Consider the following 18,045-nt stretch of genomic DNA (forward strand, 5'->3'; position numbering starts at 1 on the left):
TTAGCTGCTTTTTTTCTGTGTGTGTTGCTGTGCGCTCGTGTCTAAAAGTGGTTCCAAATGCCAAATATCATCGCTGTATTGACCAATGGTTCTGTCGCTTGAAAACATGCCACTGGCAGCAGTATTCAAGATACTCATTCTGGTCCAGTGTGCGCTGTCTAAATAGGCTTGTTCAACTTGCTCTTGCGCTTGAACAAAGCTGGCAAAATCATGGGCTACAAGCCATGGATCGTGCGGACTCTTTATCGCAGCAATAATGTCGTCGAATAAATTTGGTTCAAATAAATTAAAATGACCGCTTTCTAAGAGTTGCATTACTTTGTATAAGCTTTCGGTCTGATAAATAACTTGCTCCGGATTATAGTGCGCTTTTATATCGTCAACTTGCTCTGCTCGTGCGCCAAACAAGAAGAAATTATCAGCACCTACAGCATCACGGATTTCAATATTTGCACCATCTAATGTCCCTATCGTCAACGCGCCATTCATCATAAACTTCATGTTACCAGTGCCCGATGCTTCTTTACCGGCTGTTGATATTTGCTCAGATAAATCGGTTGCAGGACAAATCGTTTCCATCGCGGTGACGTTGTAATTAGGTAAAAATGCAACCCGTAAATATGGCTTTGCAAGGGGGTCTTTATTAATGACTTCAGCCACATTATTAATTAACTTAATAATTTTCTTCGCCATGTAATAACCTGGCGCAGCTTTCCCCCCGAGGAGTACACAACGTGGCACACAGTTTTCTGTATCGCCCTGACGAATCCGGTCGTATAAATGAATAATATGCAAAACATTAAGTAATTGGCGCTTGTACTCATGAATGCGTTTAACTTGCACGTCGAACATCATCGTGGCGTCAAACTCAACACCACATCGGCTTTTTACAAGCTCAACAAGACGTTGTTTGTTGGCATATTTAACATCCTGCCACTGTGTATGAAATTCGGTATCGTCGTAATATCGGCGCAATTGGCCAATTTTGCTAAAGTCAGCCACCCATTCATCGCCAATTTTGCTGTTCAGTAACTTAGTCAGTTCTGGATTACAGTGGGCAAGCCACCGACGCGGCGTAACACCATTGGTTTTGTTGTTGAATTTTTCTGGCCATAATTGATAAAAGTCATTAAATAAACCGGCTTTTAATAGTTCAGTATGAAGCGCCGCAACACCATTGACAGAATAACTGCCGACAATCGCAAGGTACGCCATGCGAATTTGTGGCTCTGGGCCCTCTTCAATCAGAGAAAGGGCGCGCTGTTTAGCCACATCTCCCGGCCATGCTTGTGCGACGTCGGCGAGGAAACGGGCATTAATTTCGTAAATTATTTCTAAAATGCGCGGCAATAAGCGCGAAAATAATGACACTGACCATTTTTCTAAGGCTTCTGGTAACAAGGTATGGTTGGTATACGCCATGGTTTTTGTCGTAATGTGCCACGCTTTATCCCAATCAAGTTCATAGTCATCGATTAACACGCGCATTAATTCTGCAACCGCAATACTGGGGTGAGTGTCATTGAGTTGAAAAACATGGTAGTCAGCAAACTCATCAAAGTTTTCACCTGACTTGTTTACCCAAATATCAACCACATCTTGAATACTGGCAGACGATAAAAAATACTGCTGACGTAAACGCAACTCTTTGCCATTTTCGCTACTGTCGTTGGGGTAAAGCACCATGGTGATTTGTTCAGCGAGATTTTTACGCGCCACCGCTTCTGAGTAGCTGCCCGCATTAAACTCACTCAAGTCAAACTCATCGGTTGCCTCTGACTTCCATAACCGTAACGTGTTTACAATATCGTTTTTGTAGCCTGGGATCGGCACATCATATGGCACCGCCAAGACATCTTGGGTATCGAGCCATTGACGAAGCACACGCCCTTGCTTGTCGGTGTAACTTTCTACATGACCAAAAAATTTGATTCGCTTAGACTGCTCTGGTGCGCTTAACTCCCATGGGTGGCCTTCGCGTAACCAGTTATCGGGCTGTTCAATTTGGTGACCATTTTCTATCGCTTGATTAAACATGCCATATTCATAACGAATGCCATAACCAATAACAGGTAGCGCAAGGCTGGCACAACTATCTAAAAAACACGCAGCTAAGCGACCTAAACCACCATTCCCAAGCCCTGCATCATGTTCAGCTTCGGCAACACTTTCAAGCTCAGTACAATACTGTTGCAATGCCTTTGCTACCTGCTCATCAAGGTCAAGATTTAAAATCGCATTACCCAGTGCACGCCCCATCAAAAACTCCAGCGATAAGTAAGCAGTTTTGCGGCGTTTTTGTTCATGTATTTGCTGTTTTGTGTCACGGCATCGCGCCACGAGCCTGTCGCGAATAGTTAACGCCAGTGCATGGTATAAATACAGTTGTGACTTACCCACTTTGTCACGCCCTAAGGTGTAATAAAAATGGCGTGATAGGTCATCCTCTAAGGTGCTTTTATCAATAATAGGCGCATCTTGCCATCCTTTTACAACACATGCTTGTTCACCTTTTTTAGTCATGACTTAAGTCCTCTGAATCGGCGGTAAAAACCCAGCTGCTCATCGCAGCAATCTGTTGTTCGGTGTCAACATTCGCTGTCGAAACCGAATGAATACTGGTAAGTGCCAAAGACCATTGACCGCTTGATAAGCGCGGTAATTGGCAAGTGATAGGCAAGGAGCCAGCATTTAAAATAATCAGTAAAGCTTGTTTCGTGTGCTTATCAGTCAGGCTATACATTAAAAATTGACGGTCGCTCTGATGCCAGTCATCTTGTTGCATATCGGTGCCTGATTCTGTAAACCACGCAACGGCATAACGAGGGTCACTGTCATGCACAAAGAAGGGGTGCTGAAAAATGCTAAATTGCTTGCGTAATCTAAGCACATCATCAATAAATCGGGTCAGTGGATGGTTAAATTGCGATTCTTTCCATGCAAGCCAACTAGTACGATTATTCTGACAATAAGCGTTATTATTACCGCCTTGCGAGTGCGCCATTTCGCTTCCTAAAGAAAGCATAGGCACCCCTTTGGAAAGTAACAAAGTCAGCAGCATATTTTTTTGCTGTTGCAAGCGTAATTTGCTTATAGCTTGGTCGCTGGTATACCCCTCTACACCACAATTAAAGGAATGATTCGCACTGTGTCCATCGCGATTTTGCTCGCCATTCGCTTCATTGTGTTTTTGTTCATAACTCACTAAATCTGCCAAGGTAAATCCATCATGGCTGGTGATAAAGTTAATACTATTAAGGGGTCCACGCAGGTTATGTTCAAACAAATCAAACGAGCCATGTAAACGCTTAGCAAGTTCCCCTATTACACCTTGTTCTTGCTTCCAAAAACGTCTTACGGTGTCGCGGTATTTGTCGTTCCATTCGCGCCAAGGCGCTGGAAATGCCCCGAGCTGATAACCACCTGGGCCTATATCCCAAGGCTCTGCTATTAATTTAACTTTATTTAAAACAGGGTCTTGATTAACAGCTTGCATAAAAGCATGCGCATGATTAAAGCCATTTGGATTGCGCCCAAGTATGGTGGCCAGATCAAAACGAAAACCATCAACCCCCATTACTTCTACCCAATAACGCAGGCTATCAAGCACCAATTGCAAAGCACGTGGTGAATCGATATTAAGCGTATTTCCGCAGCCCGTATCATTTATATAATGCTGTGGCTTATCGGCAACCGTTCGGTAGTAACCCAGATTATCTAACCCACGTAGAGATAATAGCGGCCCATCAGTGCCAGCCTCTGCGGTGTGGTTATAGACGACATCTAGAATGACTTCGATATCAGCTTTGTGCAGCTCAGCGACCATCTCTTGAAACTCGCTAATATCATCGTCGACCAAGTAGTCTTTATGTGGGATAAAAAAATTAAGCGTGTTGTAGCCCCAATAATTTTGCAGCCCTTTAGCCGTTAAAAATTGCTCACTAATAAACGCATGAATAGGTAAAAGTTCTAAACACGTGATACCTAAAGTCCGCAAGTGTTCAATAAAACGAGGGTGGCTTAAGCCTAAAAATTTGCCTTGCAACGCTTTCGGTATATCAGGGTGGCGACAGGTCGCGCCTTTTACATGACACTCATAAATGACGGTTTTTCCCCAACTGTGCTGTGGCTTAGTGCCCTTGTAAAGCGCAAGCTCTCTAACGCGTGATTTAGGCATATCTATCGCGTTGTTCACAGTGCTTAATGTGCCAACCGGCATCTGCCCGTAGTGGCGCTCGCTCCACGTAAACTCGCCATAAATGTCGCGTGCATAAGGGTCGAGCAATAACTTATGAGGATTAAAAAATAACCCTTTTTGAGGTGAATAGTCACCATCAGCTCGAAAGCCATACAACGCACCGGCTTTTAAAGGACTAACACGTAATGTCCACACTCCCCCTTCATTCATTCGCATGGGCAGTGTGAGAATTTCTGAATGACCGCTGCTGTCAAATAAGCATAAAGATAGGCTGTGTGCCTGGGGTGCATAGACGGCAAAGTTAACCCCATCCCCCTGCACCGAGGCGCCTAACGGCATCGTTACCCCTGTTTCAAGTGCAACACTATGACTCATCGCTCACCTTCTTAAGGTACACAGTTGCAAGGCCTGGTAATGACACGACCACGCTCTGTGTAAACCCATGATTGAGCATATTTTGAGTTAAAATAATCTGTTCAGGATCGCTTGTTACCTCAACCCCTGAGCCAAAAAATTCGGGTTTGTCTGTATTCAAGATCACTTGATAACGCCCTGCTTTTGGCACCCCGATAACGTAATCATGGTAAACCTGTGGGGTTAAGTTGCTCACAACCACAACAAAATCATCAGCTTGTTTTGCATAACGAATAAAGCTAAAAATGCTTTGTGCTGAGTTGTTGCTATCGAGCCACGCAAACCCCGCGGGGCTAGTATCTTGCTCGTAAAGTGCGGGTGTATTGCAATACACTTTATTGAGCGCTTTTATTGTTTCTTGAACACCACGATGACTCGTGTGCTCCAGTAAATGCCAGTCAAGAGATTGATCATGATTCCATTCTCGACGCTGGGCAAACTCAGCTCCCATGAATAACAACTTTTTACCTGGGTGAGCCCACATAAAGGCGTAGTAAGCGCGTAAATTTGCAAATTTCTGCCAGTCATCACCTGGCATTTTTTCAATTAAGGAACCTTTGCCGTGCACTACTTCATCATGGCTTAATGGCAAGACATAATTTTCGCTGTAGGCATACACCATCGAAAATGTCATTTCATGATGATGGTGAGCACGATACAAAGGATCGCGTTGCATGTAGTGCAAACTGTCGTTCATCCACCCCATGTTCCACTTATAGCCAAATCCTAAGCCATCATGCTCAACGTGTCTGGTTACGCCTGGCCATGCTGTCGATTCCTCAGCAACCATCATTATGCCGGGGTTATTAGCATAGCAGCGCAAATTAACTTGCTTTAGACATTCTATTGCTCCGAGGTTTTCGCGCCCACCATATTGGTTCGCAACCCACTGCCCTTCTTCACGGCTATAATCGAGGTAAAGCATGGATGCCACGGCATCAACCCGTAAGCCATCAATGCCAAACTCGTGTAACCAATACATGGCATTGGCTATTAAAAAGCTGCGCACTTCAGCACGGTCGTAGTTATAAATGTATGTATTCCAGTCAGGGTGGAATCCTTGCCGTATATCGGCGTGTTCATATAAGTGCGAGCCGTCAAAGCGATGCAAGCCATGAGGATCACTTGGAAAGTGCCCAGGGACCCAATCAAGAATAATCCCTAAGTTAGCCTCATGGCATTGTTGTACAAAGTAAACAAAGTCGTCAAAACTACCGTAACGACTTGTCACAGCAAATAAACCAACAGGCTGATAGCCCCACGAACCATCAAACGGGTATTCACTAATTGGCATTAACTGTAAGTGAGTAAACCCGAGTGCTTTGGTATAGGGAATCAAATTATCAGCTAATTCACGCCACGTTAGATACCGGCTACTATCATCTCTGCGCTGCCAAGAGCCCGCATGTACTTCGTAAATACTAATAGGCGATTCAATACTGTTACGCTTTGCACGATTTTTAAGGGCGTGCTCATCAAGTTTTACGGTTGCTTTGCTAGCGTGTAAAACCGATGCTGTACCCGGTGCTTGCTGCATTTTAAATGCAAACGGGTCGGCTTTATCGAGCACTTCACCCATTAGAGTAGTTATTGCAAATTTATAGCACTGATCTTCTTTAAGCCCTGCAATAAATAACTCCCATACGCCACTTGCTGGGTGAAAACGCATAAAGTGACGCTGGCGTTGCCAAAAGTTAAATTCACCAATAACCGATACGCTGCTAGCATTTGGCGCCCATACGGTAAAGCGCACGCCCTCTACACCTTGCTGTGTAGTAAAATGCGCGCCAAAATGGCGATAAGCATGCTCTAAACTGCCCTCATTAAACAAATACATTGCTTGTTCATCGAGCGTGCTCGCAAAACTATATTCATCGTAGTGTCTGTGGCTCGCTTTGTCGGCGTAACTCACATCTAACTGGTACTCAGGGACTGATGTGCAATCAATCGTTGCTACAAATAAATCACTTTCCCCTTGCCTTTGAGCTGCAATCTGCTGCGACCCCATAACAACAGATACCATAGTGGCACCCGGTAAAAAACAGCGCACTTCATAACGGCTATCATTAATTTTATGCGGTCCTAAGAAACTAAAAGGATCTTTAAAACAACCTGCTGACAACGCCTCGATTTGCGACTGATAAATCAGTGGTTGTGCACTTTGCTCTTGACGAACACGACTTCGCATTTATTGATTCCTTATAGAAATTAAACTGGCTAAAAATGACTGCTGCGAATGCATAATTTGCTGCGTCGGGCGCGACAATAAGCGCCGCCAGTTGGGGTATTCTTTATCCGTTCCGGGAATATTCACCGGTAAAATTTGCTGATCTAAATCATCTATCTGAATGGTAAACAATCGAGCGGGTGCTGCCGCAAGGCAACATGCTAATGCTTGGTATACTACAGAGGCCTCTGTATCTAAGGTCAGCTGCTGAGAAGTTTCGCGCATGATGAAATTAAGCATACGTTGCTTTTCAATCTCTCTGGCTTCGAGCAAGGCGTTGCTTTGCGCTTCATCAATTAAGCTATACTGTTGTTTAACAGTTATATCGTGCCCTGTCCACCAGCCATTAAAGGGGGGGACATCATGATTAGCAATCATCAGTAAGCTATGTGGAGCAAAATGTTCACTGGCTAAAAACTCACCATTGTGATCTTTTTCAAAGTAAAATAAGCCATTAGAATATATAGCACTGCTTTTCAATGCATCACGCACTTCGGTGGGCACAACCCCTAAATCTTCGCCTATAACCACGCATTGGTTAAGATGTGACTCTATTTTTAAAATAGCTAACAAATGCTCAAAAGGGTAATAAACATAGCAACCATCCTGTTGGCCTTGATTATCAAAACACCACCAGAGCCTGCGAATAGCCATAACATGGTCTATTCGCAACCCACCCACATCTTCCATATTGGTGCGAATAAGCGATCGATAAAACGCAAAATTATCTTTACTTAATTTTTGCGGGTTGAGTGCAGGTAAGCCCCAGTTTTGTCCTTGTTCAGCCCATGGGTCTGGCGGTGCGCCAACATTTGCACCATGAGAAAATAGCTCATCTTGGCTACGGTATTCACTGCCGTCACCCGCACACCCCACCGCTAAATCGTTGATGAGACCAATATCCATACCACATTCATTCGCTATTTGCTGGCATAGGTTAAGCTGTAAATGCGCTTGCCATTGCAAGTAGCTAGCGTATTCATTATCACCCACCACCAGCGTTGCTAAACTGTGTTTGTGAGTTAGGCAAAATGCTTCGAATTGTGCTTTACGCTCAACCGATGCTGTCTCACGAAAGTGATGATACAAACAGCTAAATAATTGGTATTTAAAATCACTGACACTTGTGTAATCAATGTATGTATCGGTGCCTTGCGGTTTTTCATTAAGCAGCTTTTCGAGTGCCAAATTATCTTTAGCGTCTTCGCATAATGACAATGCAATATAAAGCGGATTTAATAACGCACGACTATTAGGGCTATACGGACTGGCTCGCTCAGGGCTGTGTTCAAACAATAAATGCAATGGATTTAATAAAATATAATCCATACCATTGGCCGCAGCTTCGCGCATTAGCGACGCTAAATCTGCAAAATCGCCGATACCTAAACCGTGCGCGTTAAATAGGCTATATAGCTGTATCGACACACCCAAGCGCTTTTTATCATCCACTGTAAAGCACTGTTTTGGCATGATCCACAGCTCAGAATGTGCTTCTTGATCAGCCACTGTAATCACAGCATCATGATAGCCTATGGGCATGTCGGGTAAGGGAAGCGCTACTTCAAGGTAACGAATATCATTAAAACGGTAATCACCTGTCACGCTCAATTCGTGCAAGTTCTCTCGACTAACAACAATATCGAGCGATGGCAGGCGTAACTCACAGCCGCGTGATAAAAGACGCTCATCAACTCGCACTCGTAAAAAGGGCTCATCTGACTCAATAAGGCTAACGTTAGGTAATAACGTTAACCACGTTCCTGCATCCAGGGCAAAGTTGAGCTGGTTAATGGTGTCTGTATCAGTGCAATCGATACCACAACAACTGAGTGCACTGCGGCGCGTACTTTCATCAAAAACGACGTGCTCGCCAGTGTACTTTGTATATTCGTAACCGATACCATGCAGATAAAATAACTGCGCAAGTGACTGCATTAATACACCTAAGCGCGTTGAGTGTTAACAATACTGTTTTCGGTACCAAAACCGTTTGGAATATACCCATCAGCTTGATGATCGTTATCCCAAACTTGGCCATTGATCAGATAGCGGAAATGAAATTCTTTATCCAATGGCAGACGTTGCTTACACTTGAATACTTGTTCTTTTTTACTGAACTTCATTGGCACAGGTTGCCAATCTGTAAATTCAGCAACTAATTGCACATCTTCAGCATCAGGGTGCTGAAATTCAAAGGTGACTTCTGTTTCGTCTTTAGTCTTAAAAAAACGTTTACTTAACATAGTGGGCTCCAATTCAACCAATCGGTAAATTAATCCTTGCCACAGTGCCGTGTTCAACTACTCAACAGACGGAGGCTGTGCGTTACATGATTTAAAACAACGTCCAATCTAAAGCATGCATTTTGCTTTAGTTAATCAAATCTATATTTACGCATTATGACAGTGCAATTTTTTATTTTTCGCACCATTTCAGTGCGCAAAATAAATAAAAGTACTCAAAATCATATTGCTTATTCAATAAGAGCAATAACCGAACCAAGTTGAAAATAAAATACACTTAATTTTCAGGCTCTTTTATTGTTTTGATCAGCGCATACTCATAAAAGTAGTTAACAAGTAGACAGGGGTAAAGTGAATAAAATTTAAGTCAAAAATAGAGTAAAAACACTAACGTAGATGCAAAATTTTTCATTTGCAAAACTATTAACAAATTAATTACATTAAAAAGACTTTGTCTATTTTAGTGACAAACAATATACTGAATAACTCAGAAGTGGGTTAAAAACTATTTTACCCGGGATGGTAGCGACTAATGACCAACGCGTTTCGTACATTATCTATTTGTATTATTACCTTAATTGCATTTGTGTATGGTTTAAATATTTTATTAACGAAACAAGTTAATGATTTAGCACATTTCAATAATAATACGCAGTTACAATCTCAGCCAAAAGTAAACACTCAGCTAGAATCTGCACCGTGGTATAATATGGTGTTTAGAGGTCAGCAACTCATTAACAAAGATGAGCTGCAGTATGTTGTAGTCAAATCAACACCCACTTCATTTATTACTATCAGTGCATCATCCCTGTTTTGGTCAACGCTCCTCTCGCCCATCAATATCAGTATATTTTTATTGCTCGGTTTAGCGATTAGTTGGCTTATCAATATAAAAAGACAAACAGAAAACGATACACACACCTTAACTGAGCTCAATAATCAACTATCAAACCTTCTCAAATCCTTACATTTAGCGCGTAATAACGATACAAGCCAACCAATAGTAAGCCAGCTAAAAACACACATTCATACATTAAGCTCACACATTACGACCTACACCCACGAATCGCAGGTCAGTATCTGCCAAGACAAATTAACGCTGTTAATTGACCGCCATGCCTATATTGAACATTTAACAAGGCAATTAAGTCTGGCTGAAATCGATAAGTTAAATTGCGCGTTATTATTCATCGATTTAGATGGGTTTAAACAAGTTAACGATTCATTCGGCCACAGCTTTGGTGACGAAGTGCTTATTCAAGTTGCAGCCCGTTTAACCAGTGTGGTACGCCACCATAAACTTAATAATGTGTCTGCTACAAATGGGCTTGAACAAAACTTAGCGCGTCTAGGCGGTGATGAGTTTTCAATCTTTATAAGTCAGCTCGACCACAAAGATAAAGCCCTAGAAATTGCGCAAAATGTATTGCAAGAAATCGAACGCGATTTTGTGCTCGGCAATAAACTGATTAAAATTAGTGCAAGTATTGGTATTGCCGTTTATCCCGATAGTGCAGCAACGCCCCATGCATTATTACAAATGGCCGATGTTGCAATGTATCGCGCTAAAACAGATGGTCGCGGTATCTTTAAGGTGTACTCCCCCGAAATGGGCAATAAAATGCGCCGTTATCACTATTTACTTGAAGAAATGCGTTTGGCGATTGCCTGCGAGAACTTTCATTTATCGTTCCAGCCAATTGTGCACGTAGAAAACTGCACTATCGATTACTTTGAAGCTCTCACCCGCTGGGATCATCCGGTAGAAGGCGCAATCGCACCTGCTGAGTTTATTCCTATTGCCGAAGAATCGAACCTGATCCTCGAACTAGGCGATTGGATTTTACTCGAATCATGCAGACAAATGTCAGCGTGGTATAACGCAGGGATGAAAAAAGTTAAAATATCGGTGAATATATCAGGCATTCAACTTAAACACCGCGCTGTGTATGATTGGGTAATGAACATATTGGCTAAAACAGGCTTGCCTGCAAGTGCCTTAATGTTAGAAATAACCGAATCAACACTTATTACAGCCAGTAAACACATTATTCAGCAACTTGAGAAATTACGAGCCAGTGGCGTCACTATTGCAATTGATGACTTTGGAACGGGTTTTAGCTCGTTAAGCACGCTGGCTGATTTACCAATCGACGTCATTAAACTCGATCGTCTGTTTATTGCCCAAGCGAATAGCAATCCTAAATACAATGAAATACTGCATTCAATCAGTGAGCTTGGCCATAAATTAGGACTAAAAATTGTGGCTGAGGGTGTCGAAGAATTTGCCCAGTTTGAACTCGTAAAATCAATGGGGATACGCAGTGTACAAGGTTATTTAGTCAGCCACCCAGAATCATCAGTGAATGTTGGACACAAAGTCTTGCAAGACAATATTAACTTTATGGCCGCGACAGGAACTGGGGTATGGAATATACAAAGATAAAGATTGTAGGGTATACTACTTTACATCTTCCAAAGCCATTTCCTTGTTAATGTTAAAGAAAAGCGTATTCACCTTTTTTATCCTTGCCGTGACTGTTGTTGCAGCGCTGGTCGGGTCTTCTATTTACACCCTTTACAGTAAAAAGCGATTAACTGTTGATCCTAAAGTCAAAGAAATCTCTGGTATTGAATTTGATAAATACAAACGGCTTTGGGCAATAAACGACAGTGGCGATAAGCCCAAGTTATACCGCCTTAACCAAGATGGTTCAATTGCCAAAGAAATCCTTGTCACTAATGCCAAAAACATTGACTGGGAGGACATGACCCAAAACACCTTCGGGCATTTCTTCTTAGGCGATTTCGGCAATAATAAAAACGACAGAAAATGGCTAACAATTTATAAAATCGAAAACCCCATTGATATCAAAGGGGACACAACTGAAGCCGAAATCATCAAATTCACCTATCCAGAAATGGATGGCACCCCTATTGAGCCTGACAAACGAAACTTTGACCTAGAGGCCTTTGTCGCCTTCGGTCGTCATTTATACTTATTTACTAAAAATAGAACAGAACCATTTGATGGTATAACGAATGTCTATAAAGTAGGCGATCACGCTGCTAATTTTGACGCTGAGCTGATTGATTCATTTCAGACCTGTACCACATTAGAAAAGTTATGTTGGATCACCTCCGCGGCTTTAAGCCCCGATAGAACTAAGTTGGTTCTTCTCGATTCAACAAGTATCTGGCTATTTGAAAACTTTAAAGAAGACAAATTCTTTTCGGGTGATGTATCACGTATCGACCTAGGTATCGTTACTCAAAAAGAGGCTGTCACCTTTTATGATGACAACACCATCGTGTTTACCGATGAAGAATTTAAAGGCATTGGCGGCAATGCCTACGTCATAAAACTGGATGAAGTTGAAAAGAAAGTTATTCGTAAAGCAAGCAACTAACCCAACATTAAGCGCTAAATGGCCCTATTAGCGCTTAAACTTTGTTTCTAATATTACCGACGAAGTTGTTCTTTCTACTCCATCTAGATTACCTATATCATCAAGCAAATGACTCAATTTTTCGAGGTTTTGAGCTTGTACGACTGCAATCAAATCAAATTCACCACTAATCGCATAAAGCTGAGAAATTGCGTCAATTTGCTTCAGTTCTATATTCGTTTTTGTGGTTAACTTTTGTTTCACCTTAATTGATACATGCGCTGAGACCATTTGGCTTAAATAGGCATCACCGTAATCAACGCTATACCCTTTGATCACACCCGACTCTTCCAGCCTTAACATCCTACTTTGTACCGTAGAGCGTGATAAATTTAAGGCTCTTGCTAAATCCGACACACTTGCGCGAGCGTTAGTTTTTAATATCGCAAGCAACTTTTCATCTTGAGGAGTTATCATTTTGTTTAATTCTTTCGTCAATTTGCTTTTTATTTTAGTCAATTTACACAAAATAGCACTGCAAATTTAAGTTCGCAAACCAGATAATATAAATAATTGATAAGAAAAATAATCTCATCGTGCGTAACTAGGCAGGAACGGCTTAACTAACCTAGTTTTTGCAATTTTAATTTTTTCATATTAAGCCAGATTTAGGTGCAACACATGCAAGTAACAAGAGAATTATTCAACGACGTAATGGTGCCAAACTATAACCCTTCAGAGGTTATCCCAGTTCGTGGCGAGGGTTCACGCGTGTGGGATCAAAACGGTAAAGAGTTTATCGACTTTGCAGGTGGTATTGCAGTGAACTGCTTAGGTCATTGTCACCCTGCCCTTGTTAATGCATTAAAAGAGCAAGGCGAGAAAATTTGGCATTTATCAAATGTAATGACGAACGAACCGGCATTGCGTTTGGCTAAGAAGCTCACTGATGCGACCTTTGCTGATAAGGTTTATTTTGCAAACTCAGGGGCAGAAGCAAACGAAGCAGCTTTAAAACTCGCGCGTCGTTGGGCATTAGATGTACATGGTGAACAAAAGAATCAAATTATTGCCTTTAATAAAGGCTTTCATGGCCGTACATTTTTTACTGTTACGGTAGGTGGTCAAGCGGCGTATTCTGATGGCTTTGGTCCAAAACCAGCTGCCATCGATCATTGTGATTACAATGACCTTGCTGCATTTGAAGCGCTTATCAGCGACAACACATGTGCGGTTATGATGGAACCTTTGCAAGGTGAAGGCGGTATTATTTCACCAACTAGCGACTTTGTTGAAGGGGTCCGCGCATTATGTGACAAACACAACGCACTTCTCATTTTTGATGAAGTACAAACGGGTGTTGGCCGCACAGGCGCTCTATACGCTTACCAAGATTTAGACGTAACACCTGATATCCTAACAACAGCAAAAGCACTGGGTGGTGGCTTCCCTATCGGTGCCATGATCACCAAAGCTGATATTGCCGAGCACCTAAAAGTAGGGACACATGGCTCTACTTATGGCGGTAATCCATTAGCGTGCGCTGTAGCTGAAGCGGCATTCGATACAGTTAACACACCAGACGTGCTTGCTGGAGTTAAAGAGCGCGAACAACTTTTACGTGATGGCTTAAAAGCCATTAACGAAAAATACGACGTATTTAGTGAAGTACGTGGTAAGGGTCTATTATTAGGTGCAGTGCTTAACAGTAAATATGAAGGCCGTTCTCGTGACTTCCTCGTTGCAAGCACTCAGCACGGTTTAATGAGCCTAGTTGCTGGCACAAATGTTGTGCGCTTTACGCCTTCTTTAGTGATCCCACTTGAAGATATCAAAGAAGGTTTAGCACGCTTTGAAAAAGCGGTTGCAGACGTTGTAAACGGTTAATCCAAGTTGGCGTGCTGTTAATTCAGCACGCCATCGGAGAGCAATGAATGCAAGTATTACGTCCAATTACTGCAAATGATTTTGCAGCTTTAAAGCAAATTGCCATTGAATCGGGCCATGGTTTTACCTCACTCCCGGTTGATGACAATTTATTGCTAGAAAAAATTGACCGCGCTGAACGCAGTTTTGCCAAAGACATCAACAAACCACATGATGAAACCTATTTATTTGTTTTAGAAGACAGTAAAACCGGTCAAGTCATTGGTACCACAGCCATTGAGGCTGCGGTAGGTATGTCGGTCCCACTTTATCATTATCACTTAGGTAAAACAGTCCATCATTCTCGCACGCTTAACGTGTATAACACGGTTGATATTTTGAGCATGTGTAATGATTACACAGGCTGTTCCGAAATTTGTACCTTATTTTTACGTGAGCAAAACCGTAAAGGGTTAACCGGACGATTTTTATCACGCTCGCGCTTTTTATTTATGGCGCAGCACAGTGAGCGTTTTGCAGACACCGTTATCGCAGAAATGCGCGGTGTCAGTGATGAAAAAGGACATTCACCCTTTTGGCAATGGTTACAAGAACACTTTTTTAGTATTGAGTTCCCACAAGCAGATCACTTAGTGGGCTTGGGCGATAAAGTATTCATTAGCGAACTCATGCCAAAATACCCAATTTATGCCAACCTTTTAAGCAAAAAAGCGCAAGCTGTGATTGGTAAAGTGCACGAAAAAACCAAACCAGCACTCAAATTACTCGAAAAAGAAGGTTTTGAGCATCGCGGCTATGTTGACCTATTCGATGCAGGCCCCACGGTAGAAGCAAAACTTGGCAATATTCGCAGCGTTCGTGAATCACAGGTATGCCCTATTACCATTGCTGAACTGGCGCATATAAACGAAAAAAGCTCAGACACATTGGCAATCTGCAATCAAGGTGTGAATGACTTTAGAGCCACATTCACAAAGCATGCTCATTATAACCACGCGAAACACACGCTTATTGTCAGCCAAGAAGTGGCCAATGCACTTAAATTAAAACAAGGGGATGCAGCGCGATTTTTCCGCCTGTAGCCGCTTAAGGAGATTACGGTGAGTCAAATAACTCAAGATACGCAATTAATAAATAACCAGTGGCAGCATGGTCTAGGCCACGAGTTCAACTCTGTTAACCCAAGCAATGGTGATATTGTTTGGCAAGGCAAAACAGCCACAGCAGAGCAAGTGGATGCTGCCATAAAAGCAGCACGAGAAGCACAACTAGACTGGGCAGACAAAACCGTTGATGAACGCATTGCAGTATTAGAGCGCTTCGCAGACCAATTAAAAGAACATAGCGAAGAGTTTGCAACAATTATTGCCCGTGAAACCGGTAAGCCATTATGGGAAACGCGCACTGAAGTAGGCGCGATGACCGGTAAAATTGCTATTTCAGTTAAAGCATACCACGAACGTACTGGCACAACCGAGAACCCAATGCCAGGCGCCAAAGCGTTTATTCGACACAAACCACACGGTGTTGTCGCAGTGTTTGGCCCTTACAATTTCCCTGGTCACTTACCAAATGGCCACATTGTTCCTGCTATTTTAGCGGGTAATACCGTGGTGTTTAAACCTTCTGAACTGACCCCCCATGTTGCAGAGTTTACATTAAAACTGTGGCTAAAAGCCGGTTTACCAGCAGGTGTCATCAACCTTGTACAAGGTGAAGTGGATACTGGGATTGCCCTTGCCAGCCATAAAAATATTGATGGTTTATTCTTTACCGGCAGCTCAAACACAGGTCACCTATTACATAAACAATTTGCAGGCAACCCAGGTAAAATTTTAGCGTTGGAGATGGGCGGTAATAACCCGCTTATTGTAAAAGATGTCGCTGATATCAACGCTGCGGTTCACGATATCATTCAATCAGGTTTTATTACCTCAGGTCAACGCTGTACCTGTGCACGCCGATTATTCATTGAGAATACACAAAATGGTGATGCTATCTTAGACAAATTAGTGGCAGCAACTAAGCACATTGTCGTCGCAGATAGCTTTAGTGAAGAGCAGCCATTTATGGGCGCAATGATCAGCGAAAAAGCAGCGCTTGGCATGGTTGCTGCGCAGCAACAACTTATTGAAATGGGGGCAACTTCCCTTGTTGAACTAACACATCTACAACCGGGCACAGGCTTTGTAAGCCCAGGAATTATTGATGTGACGAATGTAAAAGAGATGCCTGATGAAGAGCACTTTGGACCACTCATCAAGGTATATCGCTATACAGACTTTGATAGCGCGATTGAAGAGGCAAATAACACCGCATTTGGTTTATCTGCCGGTTTATTAAGTGATGCAAGTGCAGACTATGATCACTTCTTAAAACGTATTCGTGCTGGTATTGTTAACTGGAATCGTCCAATAACAGGGGCTTCTAGCGCCGCACCGTTTGGTGGTATTGGGGCAAGCGGAAACCACAGAGCAAGCGCATACTATGCAGCAGACTACTGTGCATACCCTGTTGCTTCTGTAGAGGCCGACAAAGTTAACTTACCTCAAACCCTTGCGCCGGGCTTAATTATTGAATAATTGATTGGCGGTCTTACCGCCTTAAATGAAGGAATTTAAAATGCACACAGATGTAAATGCCCTATTTGAAAAACTATGGGATAACTATTTATCAGTTACGCCTTCGGCAGTGAAAGTTCATGAGTTACTGGGTTCGACACAAAAAGATGATGTAATAAACGACCACATTGCATTACGTACTTTTAACCATGAAAAGATTGGCCTCGAAAAGCTCGCAGCCCACTTCTTAGCCGTGGGCTATAAAGAGTGTGGTGAATACCACTTCGAAGCAAAAAAACTGTATGCAAAGCACTATGAACATTCAGATCCGAAACAACCTAAAGTGTTTATTTCTGAATTACTTGTAGAGCAATGTTCAGCAGAGTTACAAGCCATTGTTAACGACATGGTAGAAAAAATTGATGCCGATGCCGTCACTGCTGATGACTTTTTATACTCAGGGACTCATTGGCAAGTAAGCTCAGACACTTACAAAAAACTATTAGCTGAGAGTGAATATGCAGCGTGGATGTCAGCATGGGGCTACCGTGCCAATCACTTCACAGTTAGCATTAACGAACTTGCCAAGTTTGATAACATTGAGAGCGTAAACCAAGCATTGAAAGACGCAGGCTTTGCACTCAATACCTCTGGCGGTGAAATTAAAGGCTCACCAGAGGTACTTCTTGAGCAATCATCAACTTTAGCTGATGACAGTGAAGTAGAATTTAGTGATGGTAAAATGGCAGTACCAAGCTGTTTTTACGAGTTCGCGCTACGTTATCCAAAACCCGATGGCGAACTTTACACGGGCTTTGTGGCGGCCTCTGCTGATAAAATATTTGAAAGTACCAATGCACGCTAATTAGCGGCAAGGTTCTGCAATTATAGAATTGATAAATCCCCTTTTTAAAGGGGATTTTTTTCGTTTAACAAACAATATTAATCCATAGAATAAATATTATCAATCGATTTATACCATTGAAAAATAACAATAAAAAATTATTTTTATTTTCCTAAAAAATTTTATTGCACAAATAAAAAACCAGATCTATTATCTCGCTGCTTCTTGATGATAGCCAATCCGAGTACATTACAAACCCTGTTTGTAGCAAGGCGATAG

At 42.3% G+C, this 18,045-nt stretch carries 12 protein-coding genes; 6 read left to right on the forward strand and 6 right to left on the reverse strand.

The window, feature by feature from the left end; translation table 11 throughout:
• The 5 genes from LPA49_RS12045 to LPA49_RS12065 are packed head-to-tail and all read right to left on the reverse strand — an operon-like array spanning window position 1 to window position 9,085.
• Window positions 1-2,523: a glycogen/starch/alpha-glucan phosphorylase gene (locus tag LPA49_RS12045; protein WP_230236587.1), complete on the reverse strand. Its 2,523-nt coding sequence runs from the start codon at window positions 2,521-2,523 to the stop codon at window positions 1-3.
• Window positions 2,516-4,573, reverse strand: a complete 2,058-nt coding sequence (glgX, locus tag LPA49_RS12050; protein ID WP_230236589.1) for a glycogen debranching protein GlgX — start codon at window positions 4,571-4,573, stop codon at window positions 2,516-2,518. The genes LPA49_RS12045 and glgX overlap by 8 nt, the downstream gene beginning before the upstream one ends.
• On the reverse strand, window positions 4,563-6,800 hold the full coding sequence (gene glgB, locus LPA49_RS12055) for a 1,4-alpha-glucan branching protein GlgB (RefSeq protein WP_118844852.1): 2,238 nt from the start codon (window positions 6,798-6,800) through the stop codon (window positions 4,563-4,565). The genes glgX and glgB overlap by 11 nt, the downstream gene beginning before the upstream one ends.
• A complete protein-coding gene (gene malQ, locus LPA49_RS12060; RefSeq protein WP_230236590.1) occupies window positions 6,801-8,777 on the reverse strand; it encodes a 4-alpha-glucanotransferase in 1,977 nt (658 codons plus the stop codon).
• 8 nt (window positions 8,778-8,785) lie between these two features.
• Window positions 8,786-9,085, reverse strand: coding sequence for an isoamylase early set domain-containing protein (locus LPA49_RS12065; protein WP_036972063.1), 300 nt, complete (start codon window positions 9,083-9,085; stop codon window positions 8,786-8,788).
• 532 nt (window positions 9,086-9,617) lie between these two features.
• Between LPA49_RS12065 and LPA49_RS12070 the strand changes: the two genes are divergently transcribed.
• Entirely contained in the window at window positions 9,618-11,531 is a 1,914-nt protein-coding gene (locus tag LPA49_RS12070) for a bifunctional diguanylate cyclase/phosphodiesterase (RefSeq protein WP_065979024.1), read from the forward strand.
• Window positions 11,532-11,580: 49 nt separating this feature from the next.
• The gene (locus LPA49_RS12075; RefSeq protein WP_036972067.1) at window positions 11,581-12,495 is read left to right on the forward strand and encodes a hypothetical protein; all 915 of its coding nucleotides are present in this window, start codon (window positions 11,581-11,583) and stop codon (window positions 12,493-12,495) included.
• Window positions 12,496-12,522: 27 nt separating this feature from the next.
• On the opposite strand, the gene LPA49_RS12080 is transcribed toward LPA49_RS12075, so the two are convergent.
• Complete coding sequence (locus LPA49_RS12080) at window positions 12,523-12,951, reverse strand: Lrp/AsnC family transcriptional regulator (RefSeq protein WP_036972068.1); 429 nt, start codon at window positions 12,949-12,951, stop codon at window positions 12,523-12,525.
• Window positions 12,952-13,155: 204 nt separating this feature from the next.
• On the opposite strand from LPA49_RS12080, the gene LPA49_RS12085 reads away from it, so the two are divergent.
• Genes LPA49_RS12085 through LPA49_RS12100 form a run of 4 tightly spaced genes read left to right on the forward strand, consistent with a single transcriptional unit; the run spans window position 13,156 to window position 17,787 of the window.
• Window positions 13,156-14,361: an aspartate aminotransferase family protein gene (locus LPA49_RS12085; RefSeq protein ID WP_036972070.1), complete on the forward strand. Its 1,206-nt coding sequence runs from the start codon at window positions 13,156-13,158 to the stop codon at window positions 14,359-14,361.
• A 47-nt stretch (window positions 14,362-14,408) separates the two neighbouring features.
• On the forward strand, window positions 14,409-15,443 hold the full coding sequence (gene astA, locus LPA49_RS12090) for an arginine N-succinyltransferase (RefSeq protein ID WP_036972072.1): 1,035 nt from the start codon (window positions 14,409-14,411) through the stop codon (window positions 15,441-15,443).
• Window positions 15,444-15,470: 27 nt separating this feature from the next.
• Complete coding sequence (gene astD / locus LPA49_RS12095) at window positions 15,471-16,943, forward strand: succinylglutamate-semialdehyde dehydrogenase (protein ID WP_230236674.1); 1,473 nt, start codon at window positions 15,471-15,473, stop codon at window positions 16,941-16,943.
• 40 nt (window positions 16,944-16,983) lie between these two features.
• Entirely contained in the window at window positions 16,984-17,787 is an 804-nt protein-coding gene (locus tag LPA49_RS12100) for a DUF1338 domain-containing protein (RefSeq protein ID WP_182396510.1), read from the forward strand.
• The last annotated feature ends 258 nt before the right edge of the window (window positions 17,788-18,045 follow it).

This window comes from Pseudoalteromonas sp. MB41 (assembly GCF_020966275.1).
In the GTDB taxonomy this organism is placed as follows: domain Bacteria; phylum Pseudomonadota; class Gammaproteobacteria; order Enterobacterales; family Alteromonadaceae; genus Pseudoalteromonas; species Pseudoalteromonas lipolytica.

Coding starts and splice junctions, on each gene's coding strand:
- LPA49_RS12045 (WP_230236587.1), bottom strand. CDS start 2,523: ATGACTAAAAAAGGTGAACAAGCATGTGTTGTAAAAGGATGGCAAGAT.
- glgX (WP_230236589.1), bottom strand. CDS start 4,573: ATGAGTCATAGTGTTGCACTTGAAACAGGGGTAACGATGCCGTTAGGC.
- glgB (WP_118844852.1), bottom strand. CDS start 6,800: ATGCGAAGTCGTGTTCGTCAAGAGCAAAGTGCACAACCACTGATTTAT.
- malQ (WP_230236590.1), bottom strand. CDS start 8,777: ATGCAGTCACTTGCGCAGTTATTTTATCTGCATGGTATCGGTTACGAA.
- LPA49_RS12065 (WP_036972063.1), bottom strand. CDS start 9,085: ATGTTAAGTAAACGTTTTTTTAAGACTAAAGACGAAACAGAAGTCACC.
- LPA49_RS12070 (WP_065979024.1), top strand. CDS start 9,618: ATGACCAACGCGTTTCGTACATTATCTATTTGTATTATTACCTTAATT.
- LPA49_RS12075 (WP_036972067.1), top strand. CDS start 11,581: ATGTTAAAGAAAAGCGTATTCACCTTTTTTATCCTTGCCGTGACTGTT.
- LPA49_RS12080 (WP_036972068.1), bottom strand. CDS start 12,951: ATGATAACTCCTCAAGATGAAAAGTTGCTTGCGATATTAAAAACTAAC.
- LPA49_RS12085 (WP_036972070.1), top strand. CDS start 13,156: ATGCAAGTAACAAGAGAATTATTCAACGACGTAATGGTGCCAAACTAT.
- astA (WP_036972072.1), top strand. CDS start 14,409: ATGCAAGTATTACGTCCAATTACTGCAAATGATTTTGCAGCTTTAAAG.
- LPA49_RS12100 (WP_182396510.1), top strand. CDS start 16,984: ATGCACACAGATGTAAATGCCCTATTTGAAAAACTATGGGATAACTAT.